We start from the raw sequence: 13,369 nt of genomic DNA, 5'->3' as shown, positions 1-13,369 counted from the left end.
GCGCGTTTGAAGCCGCGACGTCAGAGCGACGCGCGCGGCGTCGTCGCGTAGCGTCGCTCGTAGAGCGCCTGGCAATGCGTGCAGCGCTCGGCGGTGGGACGCGCCAGCAGCCGCGCGTAACCGACCGAGCCATCGCAGTCGATGCATTCACCGTAACTGCCGTCGCGCATCCGCTGCTGGGCGCGACCGATCGCGCGCAGCTCGGCCAGCTTCATGCCGATCAATGCATGATCGACGTCGACGAACAGGTCCGCGTTCGCCTCGTCGCCCTCGTCCGGCGCCGCGCCGGCCAGATCCGCATAGGATTCCGACGCGCGCTGGTCTTCGCTCGTGCGGATCTCCGCGCGCAGCGCCTGCTCGCTCTCGTTCAGCCGCTGCTTCAGCGTCTGCCGTTGTTGTGGGTCGAGCGACATGGCCGTCTCTCCTGTTCCGGGTTCCGCGCGAAAAAAGAGCGGCGCGCGGTATCGCGCCGGTGCGCGGCACGCAGGCACGACTGCGCCGCCGCATCCGGATGGGCGGCCGGACGTGCGAAACGCCGGACGCATTCGACGCAGGATAAACCCATTGAACACGCGTGTGTTGACCGAAATCGGCGTACCCGTCACGCAGCGGCAGCGGTGCTGAAACTGGGGACCGACGCGCAATCCCGGCTTCGCGGCATGCGCCGCGAAGTCCGCGGGCGCAACCGCAGCGCAGCAATTTCCCGTGCGGCCACGGCGCATCCCTCCGTGCTCGCGAACCCGCATCATGCAGCCGATACGACCGCGCGCATGGGCCCGCCCCGATGATTCGGCATCCTTAGAATGCGTTGCGCCCGACGAAGCCGCGCACCACCGTCATCAGGATGATCTTGATATCGAACCAGAAGCTCCAGTTCTGCATGTAGAACAGATCGAACTTCACGCGCGCCTCCATCGCCTCGATCTTGCGCGTCTCGCCGCGATAGCCGTTCACCTGCGCCCATCCGGTGATGCCGGGCCGCACGCGGTAGCGGTACATGTAGCAGTCGATCAGTTGCCGATACAGGTCGTCGTGCTCGATCGCGTGCGGACGCGGGCCGACCACCGACATCTGTCCGAACAGCACGTTGAAGAACTGCGGCAGCTCGTCGAGCGACGTGCGCCGCAGGAACGCGCCGACGCGCGTGATGCGCGCATCGTTGCGCGACGCCTGCCGCACGACGCCGGGCTGCGCGCGATGCACGCGCATCGTCCGGAACTTCAGGATGTCGAACTCGCGGCCGTCGACGCCCTTGCGGCGCTGCCTGAACAGCACGGGCCCCGGCGACGACAGCTTGACCGCGATCGCCAGCACCGCCAGCAGCGGCAGCAACGGAATCAGCACGCCGAACGCGAACAGCCGATCGAACGCGAACTTCGCCCACAATTCCGGCGCGGAACGCGGCGTGGTCGCGAGATTGATCGCCGGCATGCCGAGCACGTCGGTCGCGGAACGATCGACGATCGCCATCTGCCGCACGTCGGGCAACAGTCGCAACTCGACGAACTCGTCGCGCAACTCGCGCACGATGCGGTGGATCCGCCACTCGTGCGACATCGGCAGCGTGAGCCAGACCTCGTCGATGTCGCCGCCGCGAATCAGGTCGCGCAACGTGTTCCAGTCGTCGATCACCGGCACGCCGCCGATGCCGCCCGCGGCGGCCTGTGCATCGTCGTCGAATACGCATGCGGCCACGAACGGGCCGTTCGGCGCGAGCTGCATCCGCTCGATCGCCACGCGTCCGTATGCCGTTGCGCCGACGACGGCGACGCGGCGCTGCCGCGCAAGCGGGTCGCCGCGCGTCAGCGCGAGCGCCAGCAGCGCCGCTCGGCCGAGCAGCACCGCCGCATCGCCGGCCAGCACCGTGCGCACGATCCAGCGGGTCGTCACCGTGCCGCCGCGATTCATGATCCACATCGTGCCGGCCACCGTCAGCACGCTCGCGCACACCACCGCCACCAGCGTGTGCGTCAGCACGTGCGTGCCGCCCTGCACCGCCACGCCGCCGGGCACCGTGCGCAGGTAGCGCGGCAGCAACGCCACCGTCAGCACGCACAGCAGCGCGATCGAACCGCGTTGCCCATCGGACAATTCATGCCATCCGAGACCCGACGCCGCCTGCGCGACGAGCGTCCCGGCCAGCACGAGCGCGCCGTCGGCCACTGCGATCGCAGTTCGTCGCATTGCATTCGTTCCACCGGACATCGACTGCATCGTCACGCACCGTGCGCGGGGAATCCGAAATGCGCGTCCGGCATGCGCGGGCGAACCGTCGCCGGCCGCGCATTTGCGCGCGTGCCGAGCAACCGGCGATAGTCGGCACGAATCAGGTCGTAGCACTCGCACGCCTGATGTTCGAGGCCGTGCCGGTCGAGCACCGTGATGCGGCCGCGGCGTTGCCGGATCAGCCCGGCCTCCTGCAGGTTCCCGGCCGCTTCCGTCACCCCTTCGCGCCGCACGCCGAGCATGTTCGCGATCGTCTGCTGCGTGACGGCCAGCTCGTCGCCGTCGATCCGGTCGTGCGCGAGCAGCAGCCAGCGGCTGAGCTGCTCGCTGACCGAGTGGTGCCGGTTGCACAGCGCACTGCGCGAGATCTGCGCCATCGTCGCCTGGCAAGTGTTGAGCAGCAGCCGGTAAGTCTGCGCCGATCGCTCGAATTCGGCGCGCATCACGCAACTCGGCACGCGATAGGCCATGCCGCCGATACGCACCTCGACCCGGCTCGACGCGGCGAGACCGCCGACCAGCGTCCCCAGCCCGACCACGCCCTCGCGGCCGACCACCGCCACTTCGACCATCGCACCGTCTTCCATCAGGTGCTGCACCGACATCATCGCCGTCGTCGGAAAGTGCAGGTGGCGCATCGGCTCGCCGACCCGGTCGAGCATCCCGGCCTTGATCCTGACCAGTTCGAGATGCGGTGCGATGGCGCGGATGCTGTCCTCCGGGAGGGCAGCAAGGATGGCGTTCGCCGAATAGCTCGAGTGAAGATGAAGCATGTCTGTTTCCCTTTTATCGTCCGCGCCGCCGGCAGCAGCAGGCTCGGAACTCGTTATCTCGATGCGCGCCCGGACATTGACAGCGGTTGCGGCCCACAACCCTGAATCCGACTGATCATCGGCTTGTCATCGCCGAATTGAGTCGACTGCCCCGTTTCGACACGCCAGCCCGAATAAGCGATTTACGTGCCAATAGCCGCCCGTCCTTAATATATGAATCACATCCGATTTAGAGCCGCCGAATAACCGCCCCCAAATCCCAAAAAGCGTCTCATTTCCGGACACTCTCCCGCGCGACGGACACAGCGAGCATTCGACTGATCAATTCCCGCGACTCCGGCCAGAACGGCCGCGTGGCGGCCGCGACGCTTATCGTTCAAATACTTACAGCCGATTTTCAATTGTTTTCGTGATGTGCAGCGCAGCATTTCGCGTCATCGCCGTACCGCACACGCTCGTTTCAAACTGTCTCAAATTTGAATCGATACACTAATTCACGGCTCTGTCCGCTACCGCACACATCTCCATAAGCCGTTGATTAAAATGACAAATCAGGCGGACCCCATTAATTTGTCAAATAATGTTCAATGCCTTCCGGCCACTTTCGCTGTACGATTCGCCGTGTCGACCGATTGATTCCCGGTCGACATAGAATGACAAGCAAGCTCACGATTCCATTTCCGGATGATTAATTCCGGAAAATGAATCATTAAATCGACATAACGTTCTGGCTCAATTGCAATCGTCAAACTTTGTGAAATGAAGGAATGCGGAATTGTTCGAATTCAATTGCGTGCTAGCCTTTTTCGCGAGTATCGTCATTCCGTTTTGATCAACAAAAGTCCGCACGATCGTGCGAAATCCCGTTCCGGGGTTCGCCGAGACGACGCGCGACCGCCAACCTGCGAGGATGCGCCGTGACTCACCAGGCCGCCGACGCCGTCGCGTATGCGAACGGCGTGATCGAGCTTTCCCACAGCTTCGACGCCAACCGGTTTCTCGCGGCCATCGACCGCGACGAGCTCGCCACGCTGACACCCCACCTGCAACTCGTTCACCTGAAGTCCGGGCAGGTGCTATGCGAACCCGGCGAAATGCTCGCCGCGGTCTACCTGCCGGTCACGAACGCGATTTCGCTGCAGTACGTGTCGTCCGGCGGCATGACGCTGGAAGTCGCGGAGATCGGCAGCGAAAGCGTGGTCTGCGACGACGTGATCGGCGGCAGCGGCCGGATGCCCTGCCGCGCGGTCGCGTGCCGCGACGGTTTCGTCTACCGGCTCGACCGGCGCGTCTTCGCGGCCGCGTTCGATGCGTCGCCGGTGATCCGCCATCTCGTGTTCGTCGGCGTGCGGCTGCTGATGGCGCAGGTCTCGCAGATCACGTTCTGCAGCCGTCATCACGTGCTCAAACATCAGTTGTGCAGATGGTTCCTGCTCGCGTTCGACCGCACGCGCAGCATCGAGATCCAGGTGACGCACAGCATGCTCGCGCAAATGCTCGGCGTGCGGCGCGAAACGGTCACGGACGCCGCCGGCGAAATCCAGAAGCTCGGCCTGATCCGGCAATACCGCAGCTCGATCGAGCTCGCGGACCTCGACGGCCTCGAAAAAATGTCGTGCGGCTGCCGCGCGATCGTGCGCGACGAGATGAAGCGCATCCTGTCGGCCGACTCGGGCGTGCCGGCCGCATCGCGCGCGTGACCGGCGCACCGGGCCGGGACGGCGCGTCGGCGCCGCCGGCGTGCCGGGTCAGCTGTTTGTAGGGTGCCGAACAGAACGCCGTGTCTGCCGATGGTCTACTGATGCCGGACTGCCGGGGGGATGTCAGCGCGTGTCGCGCGTCTGCCCGGGCGGACGACACCACGCATGCCGGAGCAGCACGTGAAAAACGAAATCAGAACCATCCTGAAGCACGTCGCCCACCTCGAAGCCGCGATCGATTCGATCGGCGACGGGGACGACCTCTACGAAGCGGGCCTCTCGTCGCTCGATACGATCCAGCTGATGCTCGCGATCGAAAAGCAGTTCAACATCGAGATTCCCGACGAGATGCTGAACCGCAACCTGTTCCGCAGCATCGACGCACTCGCGGACACGATCGCCATGCTGCAACGCACCGAGCACTCCGCATGAGCGCGCTGCTTCCCGAACTCGCGTCCGACAGCGATTCGCATCGGCTCGACGAGGCCGCGCATGCCGTCGCGCAGATCGCCGCCCAGCATGCCGATGCGGTCGATCGCGACGCGCGCTGCCCCGTCGAGGCGATCGAGGCGATGCGCGCGCGCCGGCTGCTCGGCGCCATGGTGCCGACCCATCTCGGCGGCGCGGGCGCGTCGCTGGAAGACATCGCGTCGGCCTGCTCGATCCTCGGCCAGGCGTGCGCATCGTCGGCGATGGTGTTCGCGATGCACCAGATCCAGGTCGCCTGCATCGTCGACCACGCCGCCGACCAGGGCTGGCACAAGCTGTTCCTGCAGCAGCTCGTGCGTCACCAGTGGCTGCTCGCCTCGGCCACGTCGGAGGACGGCGTCGGCGGCAACCTGCGCGCGAGCCAGTGCGCGCTCGAAATCGACGCCAGCGGGTTCCGGTTGCACAAATCCGCGCCGACGATCTCGTACGGCGACTACGCGGACGGTATTCTCGCCACCGCGCGACGCGATGCGGACGCGCCGGCTTCCGAGCAGGTGCTCGTCACGCTGCTGCGCGACGGCTATACGCTCACGCGCCGCGGCGAATGGGACACGCTCGGCATGCGCGGCACGTGCAGCAACGGCTTCGTGCTCGACGCGCAAGGCGCCGCCGTGCAATGCCTGCCGGTGCCGTTCGCGAAGATCGCCGAGGAAACGATGGTGCCGGTCTCGCACATCCTGTGGGCCGCGGTGTGGATCGGCGTGGCCGGCGACGCATTCCATCGCGCGCACCAGTTCTTCCGCGCGCAGGCGCGCCAGACCGACGGCGCACCGTCGCCCGCCGCGCGACGCATCGCCGAATCGCTCGCGCTGATGCAGGCGATGCAGGCTCGCGTCGACAACGTGCTGCGCCTCCACGCGAGCGCGTCGGCCCGCTCGTGGTCGGCCGGCATGGCCTGGGCCGCCGAGATCAATACGCTGAAGACCTACGTGTCGGCGACCGCGCTCGAAGTCGCGCACCAGGCGATGATGATCTGCGGGATGGCCGGCTACAAGCAAGGCACGCCGTTCAGCATCGGCCGCCACATTCGCGACCTGCACGCGGCGCCGCTGATGATCAGCAACGACCGCATTGCCGCCAACACCGCGAGCCTGTTGCTCGCGCTGCGTCCCGCGACGCTGGAGAAACATACGTGAACGATCGCCTCGCCGTGCCCTCCGCCGCCTCCGTCCCCGCCGACGCACCGCTCGACCGTGCGGGCGTCAATCCGCTGCGCGATGCGCTGATCGACGCGGGCCTGCTGGTTTCGACCGGCATCCAGGGCCTGTTCGGCCGCAGCGAGCGATTCGAGCGCGTGGTCGAAGCGCTCGACGCGTTCGTCACGCGCCTCGGCGCCGACCAGCAGGCCGAAGTGCTGCGCTTCCCGCCGGCGATGAGCCGCACCGAGTTCGAGCGCAGCGAATACATGAAGAGCTTCCCGCAACTGGCGGGCAGCGTGCACGCATTCTGCGGCGACGAACGCCAGCACCAGCGCGTGCTGCAATGCCTCGATCGCGGCGACGACTGGACCGAAAACCAGAAGCCGACCTACGTCGTGATGACGCCGGCCGCGTGCTACCCCGTGTATCCCGTCGTCGCGCGTGCTGGGGCGCTGCCCGCCGACGGCCGGATCGTCGACGTGTTCTCGTACTGCTTCCGTCACGAACCGTCGCTCGACCCGACCCGCATGCAACTGTTCCGGATGCGCGAATACGTGCGGATCGGCACGCCCGAGCAGATCGTCTCGTTCCGCGAGACGTGGATGGAACGCGGCACGCGGATGATCGAAGCGCTGCGCCTGCCGAATGCGATCGATCTCGCGAACGATCCGTTCTTCGGGCGCGGCGGCAAGATCGTCGCGAACAGCCAGCGCGAGCAGAACCTGAAGTTCGAGCTGCTGATTCCGATCGAGCATGACGACCGACAGACCGCGTGCCTGAGCTTCAACTACCACATGGACCATTTCGGGCTGCTGTGGGACATCCGCACCGCGACGGGCGACGTCGCGCACACGGGCTGCGTCGGCTTCGGCCTCGAACGGCTCACGCTCGCGCTGTTCCGCCACCACGGCTTCGACATCGACGCCTGGCCGCAAGCGGTTCGCGACGTGCTGTGGGGCACGCCATGAGGTTCGTTTCCCGCGACGGCGAAGACGCGTCGTTCGAGGGGGTGCGCCACCGCGCGCGCCACTACCGGCCGCACCCGCTGCACAGTCAGGAGATGGTCTGGAAGCAGACCAACTGCTATGTCGACATGTGGCTCGAGGTGCTCCGGTGGTGGGGGCTCAATCCGTATGCGGCGCTGCCGTTTACGATCGCGCTCGATTTCGAAGGCGACCAGTTCACGTTCTTCAAGTTTCCGCACGACGAGCTGGAGCGGCTCTACGGGATCGTCGTGCAGGAACATTCGATCTACGAGCCGCTCGATCAGCACATCGAGACGCAGGTCGCGCGCGGCCACCTGATGATCGTCGAGGCCGACGCGTGGTTCCTGCCCGATACGCGCGGCAGCAGCTACCGCACGCAGCACACGAAGACGACGATCGGCATCGACGCGATCGACCGTGCGCAGCACCAGATCGGCTACTTCCACAACAGCGGCTATTACGTCGCCGAGGATTTCGACTACAACGGGCTCGTCGGCGCCAGCTCGCCGATGACGCTGCCGCCGTACGTCGAATGCGCGAAGCGACGCTTTGCACCGCTCGACGAACGCGCGCTGTGCGAAGCCTCGCTCGCCGCGTTGCAGCGCCACCTGCGGCGCGTGCCGATCGTCGATCCGATCGCGGCGTTCCGCCGGCAGTTGCAGACCGACGCGCGCATCCTCGCGGACGCGCCGCTCGAGCGCTTCCATGCGTACTCGTTCAATTCGGTGCGGCAGCTCGGCGCGAATTTCGAACTGTTCGGCCACTATGCGCGCTGGCTGCAAGCGAGCGGCTGCACCGGGCCGTTCGCCGAAATCCGCGCCGCGTGCGATCGCATCGCGTCCGAAGCGATGGTGCTCGAATTCCGGCTCGCGCGCGCGTGCGCACGCGGCAAGGAAGAATACGGCGATTCGACGCTCGAAGCGATCGAGGTCGCGTATGCCGACCTCGTCGCGTGCGCGCGGCAGATCGGCGCGCCGCTGCGGCACGTGACGCCCGTGCGCGCCGACACCGCACCCGTGTCGGCCATGCGGTGACGCGCGCCCGCACCCCGCCCGCATGGTCGATGCTGGCGACGGCCGCGGGCGCCGTGCGCGAACCGCGCGACCTCCCGGCCGATCACGGCGACTGGATCGCGGCGCCGGTGCCCGGCACGGTCGCGCAGGCGCTCGCGCTGGCCGGTCGGCTCGACGAAGCCGCGTCGCTCGACGAGCGCGACCACTGGTACCGGCTCGAGCTGCGCGGGCGCGGGCCGCGCATTCTGCGCTTTCACGGCCTCGCGACGCTCGCCCACGCCTGGCTCGACGACACGCCGATCCACCGCTCGGACAGCATGTTCGTCGCGCACGACGTGCCGGTGTCGCTCGACGGCACGCACCGGCTGACCCTCTGTTTCCGCGCGCTCGCGCCGCATCTGCGCGACGCGCGCGCGCCGCGCCGTGCGCGCTGGCGCACGCGGCTCGCCGAACCGGCCGCCTTGCGCACGATCCGCACGTCGCTGTTCGGGCACATGCCGGGCTGGTTTCCGCCGTATGTGCCCACCGGCCCGTGGCGGCCCGTCGAGGTGCTCGATCCGGCCAGCGGCCCCGTCCTGGCCGATTGCAAACTGCATGCCCGTATCGAAGGCGACACGGGCTGGCTCGACGCGGAACTGACGTTCGCCGCGCCGCTGCCCGCCGCGTTCGCGGCGCGGCTGTCGTGCGGCGACCATCACGCGACGCTCGAACGTGCCGACATCGACCAACTGCGCGCAAGCGTCGCGATACCGAACGTGCGTCGCTGGTGGCCGCATACGCACGGCGAACCGGCGCTCTACGAGATCGCGCTGCATATCGGCGCCGCGCGCCGGCCGCTCGGCTCGACGGGTTTCCGTACGATCGAGGTCGATTCCGGCGCCGACGGCAAGGGATTCGGGCTACGCATCAACGGCGTGCCGGTGTTCGCGCGCGGCGCATGCTGGAGCAGCGCCGCGCCGCTCGCGCTGCACGCGGACGACGCGACCTACGCCCGCCTGCTCGGGCTCGCACGCGACGCCGGCTTCAACATGATCCGCGTCGGCGGCACGATGACCTACGAGGCCGACGCGTTCCACGCATGGTGCGACCGGCTCGGGCTGCTGGTCTGGCAGGACTTCGGTTTCGCGAACTTCGATTACGCGCTCGACGATCCCGCGTTCGCGGCCAACGTCGATCGCGAAGCGAGCCAGTTCCTGTCGCGTCGCGGCGCTTCGCCGTCGCTCGCGGTGCTGTGCGGCGGCAGCGAGATCGCGCAACAGGCGGCGATGTCGGGGCTCGGGCCGAAGCAGCGCTTCGTCGAGCTGACGGCCGACCGGCTGGCCGGCCACGCGGCCGCGCACCGCCCCGATGTCCCGTACGTGCCCGATTCGCCCGACGGCGGCGTGCTGCCGTTCACGCCGCGCGAACGCGTGTCGCACTACTACGGCGTCGGCGCGTACCTGCGTCCGCTCGACGACGCGCGCCGCGCGGACGTGCGATTTGCGAGCGAATGCCTCGCGTTCGCGAACGTGCCGTGCGATGCGACGCTCGCGGAACTCGGCTGGCCCGGCGTGCACGAGCCGCGCTGGAAGGCGGCGGTGCCGCGCGACCCCGGCACGTCGTGGGATTTCGACGACATCCGCGACCACTATCTGCAGACGCTGTACGACGTCGCGCCCGACCGGCTGCGACGCGAGGATCCGGCGCGCTACGTCGAGCTGTCGCGTGCGGTGATCGCGGACGTGATGCGCGAGACGTTTTCCGAATGGCGACGCACCGGTTCGCGTTGCGCCGGCGCGCTCGTGTGGCAGTTCCAGGACGTGACGCCGGGCGCCGGATGGGGCGTGATCGACGCCGCGCACCGCCCGAAATCGGCATGGTATGCGCTGCGCCAGGTGCTGCAGCCGATCCAGGTGCTGCTCGTGGACGAAGGCCTGAACGGGCTCGACGTGCACGTGGTCAACGAGCGCCCGGCGCCGCTGTCGGCCGCGATCGACCTGGTCGCGCTACGCGACGGCCGTACGCCGGTCGCACGGGCCGGCTGCCCGGTGCGGATCGCCGCGCACGACACGGTGCGGCTCGGCTCGGCCGAGCTGCTCGGCCGCTTCTTCGACTGGACCTACGCGTACCGCTTCGGCCCCTGCGAACACGATACGGTCGTCGCGACGCTGCGCGCCGACGACGGCACGCTGCTGTCGCAGGCGTTCCATTTCCCGTCCCGCACGCATCCTGCCGTGCTGGCGCGTCGCGAACCGGGGATCGAAGCGTGCGTCTCGCGCACCGGCGAGACCTGGCACGTCGACATCGACACACGGCACGTCGCGCGCCACGTGCAGATCGACGCACCGGGTTTCATGCCGAGCGACGACTGGTTCCATCTCGCGCCCGGCACGCCGGCGCGCATCGCGCTCATTCCATTGCGAATCGACGGGAAGCACGCGACGGCCGACGACCATGCGCCGCCCGCGGTGGAAATCCGGGCCGTGAACGCCGCGCGCGCGGTGCGCGCCAGCCAGGCCGGGTGACGCGACGCTCGCGGCTCGCCGCGAGCGTCGGGCCGCCGCGTGTCAGTCGGACGATCCCGTGCTGCGCGGCCGCTCGATGCCGTACGCCTCCATCCAGCGATACAGCGTCGCGCGCGACACGCCGAGTTCGCGCGCGGAAGCGGCGACGCGCCCGCGCGTGCGCAGCAACGCGGTTTCGATCGCTTCGCGCTCGATCGACTTGCGGATGTCGGCCACCGACGGCGACGCCGCGTCGAGACAGTATTCGAGCTCGAGATCCTGCGCGGTGATCAGACGCCCTTCCGTCATCACGACCGCCCGGCGCACGCGGTTGATCAATTCGCGGACGTTGCCCGGCCAGTCGTGCTTGTAGAGCGCCGTGATCGCATCCGTCGAGAACCCGCGCACGCGATGGCGCGCATCGCCGCGAAAGCGCTCGAGCATGTGATGCGCGAGTAGTTCGATGTCCTTGCCGCGCGCGCGCAGCGGCGGCTGATCGATGCGCATCACGCACAGACGGTGGAACAGGTCGGCGCGAAAGCGCCCTTCCTCCATCGCATCGCGCAGATCGACGTGCGTCGCCGACACGATCCGGACATCGACCGGCACCGGATCGCTGCCGCCAAGACGATGAATCGCACGCTCCTGCAGAAACCGCAGCAGGCTCGCCTGGCTTTCGTGCGGCAGGTCGCCGATTTCGTCGAGCAGCAGCGTGCCGCCGTTCGCGGCCTCGACGTAGCCGATCTTGCGCGCGTTCGCGCCGGTAAACGCGCCGCGCTCGTAGCCGAACAGTTCCGATTGCAGCAGGTGCGGCGGAATCGCGCCGCAGTTGACCGCGACGAACGGGCCGTTGCGCCGCTCCGAATGACGGTGGATCGCGACGGCCGTGAGTTCCTTGCCGGTTCCCGTTTCGCCGAACACGAACACCGGTGCGTCGGTGCGCGCGAAACGCCGCACCGTGTCGAACAGCCGCAGCATCGCGCTGCAGGTGCCGACGATGCCCTTTTCCTCCGATTCGAGTTGTTCGCGATCGCGCGCGAACAGGCATTCCATGCCGTAGGCGTGGCCGACCGTATCGGCGATCCGCTGGTGCGACGCCGGCAGCGTGACGTAGTCGAAGCAGTAGTCGCGCAACAGCGCGCGCACGTTCGGCGAGGCGGTCTGGCCGGCGTCCACGAGCGCGACCCAGACGACGTCGCGCATCGACGCGCAGGTCGACGCGATGCTGCCGATCGCATCGGCGTGGCCGCCGCTCAAGTCGAGAATGCCGCAGGTAATTTCGCCCGACGTGTCGCGCAGCTCGTTCGCATGCGCGACGACCGACACTTTCCAGTCGCGGCGCGACAATTCCTTTCGCAGCATCACGGACGGCGACTGCGTCCAGTAAATCAGCGGACGCTGCCCGTTACCGCTCCCCACGCCGGCGCTCTTATCGCGCGTTATTGGCATATTCATAACGAACCATCACTTTCCGCACTCCGCGAACCGTTCGCGTGCGCTGCGGCCGGCGGCGCATGGCCGCCTTTCCGCGCTGCGTTTCCGCAGCTTTGGCGAAGATCGAAACTGCACACGGCGAGAACCCCCGGAGATCGAGCCGGCTGTCATCCGGCCTCGTTGTCATCGAACTCGAACGGAATGCGCGACTGCAGGAGCCGTGACATTCCGGCTTTGAAGCGACCCGCCGTCAGGCGGGGCACGTCGGCACACGGAAACGCCGACCCGCATGTGCGTCGCGTCGTACACGACGGTCGCACCCGATGCCGAGCCGGAGGGCGGCCAAACCGCGCGCGGCTCGACCGCCCCATTTCATCCGCACCTGAATTTACACCCCGTTGCCCGTTGGCCTTGTTACCAAAAGATAAACGTGAATCAGTCGGTTACGCTACCAGTGGCCCGGCGCTCCGCGCTTTTGACCACTGAGATTTGATTATCTATGACCATTCCCGTCAATCAGTGGCAAATACTACTTTTCCGCAAGATTGATCCGGTCGATTGCCCGCGATTTCCATCGAAATCTCCCAAAAAGCAAAGTACCGTGCTCCGCGGAACGCATAATCGCGCGCGCCCCCGGGTAGCCGCATCGCCTGGCGCCCGCGCGCCGGCCGCCCGGCCGTTACACGTCGTAATCACCGGCATCGTGTCGCGCAGGCGCTTTTCGGCGAAATCCCGCCGGCCGACCGGATGTCGGCCGCCGGCCCGCACGTCGTGCGGTGCAGCATGACGGCCGTCCTTGCGCGATCCGCCCACCCGCAGGTTTCGGCCCGAAGCGGCCCCCACCGGCAGATCACCCGGCGGCGCAGGCGCGCGAGCGGCAACGCCCGCGTGCGGGCGTGCGGGATGGCGACGGGATGCGGGAGGATCGCCTCGCCCGGTGTGCACGATGCGATCGACGGCGAGCCAGTGCCCGGCACGCCCGTGCGCCCCCGGTCCGTCGTCAACGATCGCCATCTCGACCCGTCTCCCGGCGCGCGGTTTGCGTGCGATGTCGGCGGGCCGCGCTTCATTGCAGGCCGTCACGATGAACCCATTATGAAAAGGCACCGGCCCCGACGGTGTGTGC

General features: G+C 67.6%; 10 protein-coding genes. 6 read left to right on the top strand and 4 right to left on the bottom strand.

Features of this window, described 5'->3' with window-relative positions; genetic code table 11:
- Positions 1-20: 20 nt before the first annotated feature.
- The 3 genes from WS96_RS07030 to WS96_RS07020 form a co-directional block, all read right to left on the bottom strand.
- The gene (locus WS96_RS07030; protein ID WP_059831461.1) at positions 21-413 is read right to left on the bottom strand and encodes a TraR/DksA family transcriptional regulator; all 393 of its coding nucleotides are present in this window, start codon (positions 411-413) and stop codon (positions 21-23) included.
- Positions 414-798: 385 nt separating this feature from the next.
- Positions 799-2,184, bottom strand: a complete 1,386-nt coding sequence (locus WS96_RS07025; RefSeq protein ID WP_257127955.1) for an undecaprenyl-phosphate glucose phosphotransferase — start codon at positions 2,182-2,184, stop codon at positions 799-801.
- 32 nt (positions 2,185-2,216) lie between these two features.
- Positions 2,217-2,999, bottom strand: coding sequence for a Crp/Fnr family transcriptional regulator (locus WS96_RS07020; RefSeq protein WP_059831459.1), 783 nt, complete (start codon positions 2,997-2,999; stop codon positions 2,217-2,219).
- A 917-nt stretch (positions 3,000-3,916) separates the two neighbouring features.
- On the opposite strand from WS96_RS07020, the gene WS96_RS07015 reads away from it, so the two are divergent.
- The 6 genes from WS96_RS07015 (at position 3,917) to WS96_RS06990 (ending at position 10,830) form a co-directional block, all read left to right on the top strand.
- Complete coding sequence (locus WS96_RS07015) at positions 3,917-4,699, top strand: Crp/Fnr family transcriptional regulator (RefSeq protein WP_034204972.1); 783 nt, start codon at positions 3,917-3,919, stop codon at positions 4,697-4,699.
- A 180-nt stretch (positions 4,700-4,879) separates the two neighbouring features.
- Positions 4,880-5,131 carry an acyl carrier protein gene (locus WS96_RS07010; protein ID WP_059831654.1) on the top strand — a complete coding sequence of 84 codons (252 nt, stop codon included), beginning with the start codon at positions 4,880-4,882 and terminating at the stop codon, positions 5,129-5,131.
- On the top strand, positions 5,128-6,324 hold the full coding sequence (locus WS96_RS07005) for an acyl-CoA dehydrogenase family protein (RefSeq protein ID WP_059783700.1): 1,197 nt from the start codon (positions 5,128-5,130) through the stop codon (positions 6,322-6,324). The genes WS96_RS07010 and WS96_RS07005 overlap by 4 nt, the downstream gene beginning before the upstream one ends.
- Complete coding sequence (locus tag WS96_RS07000; RefSeq protein WP_034204974.1) at positions 6,321-7,295, top strand: amino acid--[acyl-carrier-protein] ligase; 975 nt, start codon at positions 6,321-6,323, stop codon at positions 7,293-7,295. The genes WS96_RS07005 and WS96_RS07000 overlap by 4 nt, the downstream gene beginning before the upstream one ends.
- The gene (locus tag WS96_RS06995; RefSeq protein WP_059831457.1) at positions 7,292-8,347 is read left to right on the top strand and encodes a DUF1839 family protein; all 1,056 of its coding nucleotides are present in this window, start codon (positions 7,292-7,294) and stop codon (positions 8,345-8,347) included. Before WS96_RS07000 ends, WS96_RS06995 begins: the two co-directional genes overlap by 4 nt.
- Positions 8,348-8,376: 29 nt before the next feature.
- Positions 8,377-10,830, top strand: a complete 2,454-nt coding sequence (locus WS96_RS06990) for a glycoside hydrolase family 2 protein (RefSeq protein ID WP_257127954.1) — start codon at positions 8,377-8,379, stop codon at positions 10,828-10,830.
- Positions 10,831-10,872: 42 nt separating this feature from the next.
- On the opposite strand, the gene WS96_RS06985 is transcribed toward WS96_RS06990, so the two are convergent.
- The gene (locus WS96_RS06985) at positions 10,873-12,264 is read right to left on the bottom strand and encodes a sigma-54 dependent transcriptional regulator (protein ID WP_034204976.1); all 1,392 of its coding nucleotides are present in this window, start codon (positions 12,262-12,264) and stop codon (positions 10,873-10,875) included.
- Positions 12,265-13,369 lie beyond the last annotated feature (1,105 nt).

The sequence above is a fragment of the Burkholderia sp. MSMB1835 genome (genome assembly GCF_001526365.1).
Classification (GTDB): domain Bacteria; phylum Pseudomonadota; class Gammaproteobacteria; order Burkholderiales; family Burkholderiaceae; genus Burkholderia.
Note: the sequence above shows the minus strand (reverse complement) of the source record. Positions and strands in the feature narration are given on the sequence as shown.

What these genes read in the sequence shown, in the direction of transcription:
- WS96_RS07030 (WP_059831461.1), bottom strand. Translation starts at nt 413, where the DNA reads ATGTCGCTCGACCCACAACAACGGCAGACGCTGAAGCAGCGGCTGAAC.
- WS96_RS07025 (WP_257127955.1), bottom strand. Translation starts at nt 2,184, where the DNA reads ATGCGACGAACTGCGATCGCAGTGGCCGACGGCGCGCTCGTGCTGGCC.
- WS96_RS07020 (WP_059831459.1), bottom strand. Translation starts at nt 2,999, where the DNA reads ATGCTTCATCTTCACTCGAGCTATTCGGCGAACGCCATCCTTGCTGCC.
- WS96_RS07005 (WP_059783700.1), top strand. Translation starts at nt 5,128, where the DNA reads ATGAGCGCGCTGCTTCCCGAACTCGCGTCCGACAGCGATTCGCATCGG.
- WS96_RS06995 (WP_059831457.1), top strand. Translation starts at nt 7,292, where the DNA reads ATGAGGTTCGTTTCCCGCGACGGCGAAGACGCGTCGTTCGAGGGGGTG.
- WS96_RS06990 (WP_257127954.1), top strand. Translation starts at nt 8,377, where the DNA reads ATGCTGGCGACGGCCGCGGGCGCCGTGCGCGAACCGCGCGACCTCCCG.
- WS96_RS06985 (WP_034204976.1), bottom strand. Translation starts at nt 12,264, where the DNA reads ATGAATATGCCAATAACGCGCGATAAGAGCGCCGGCGTGGGGAGCGGT.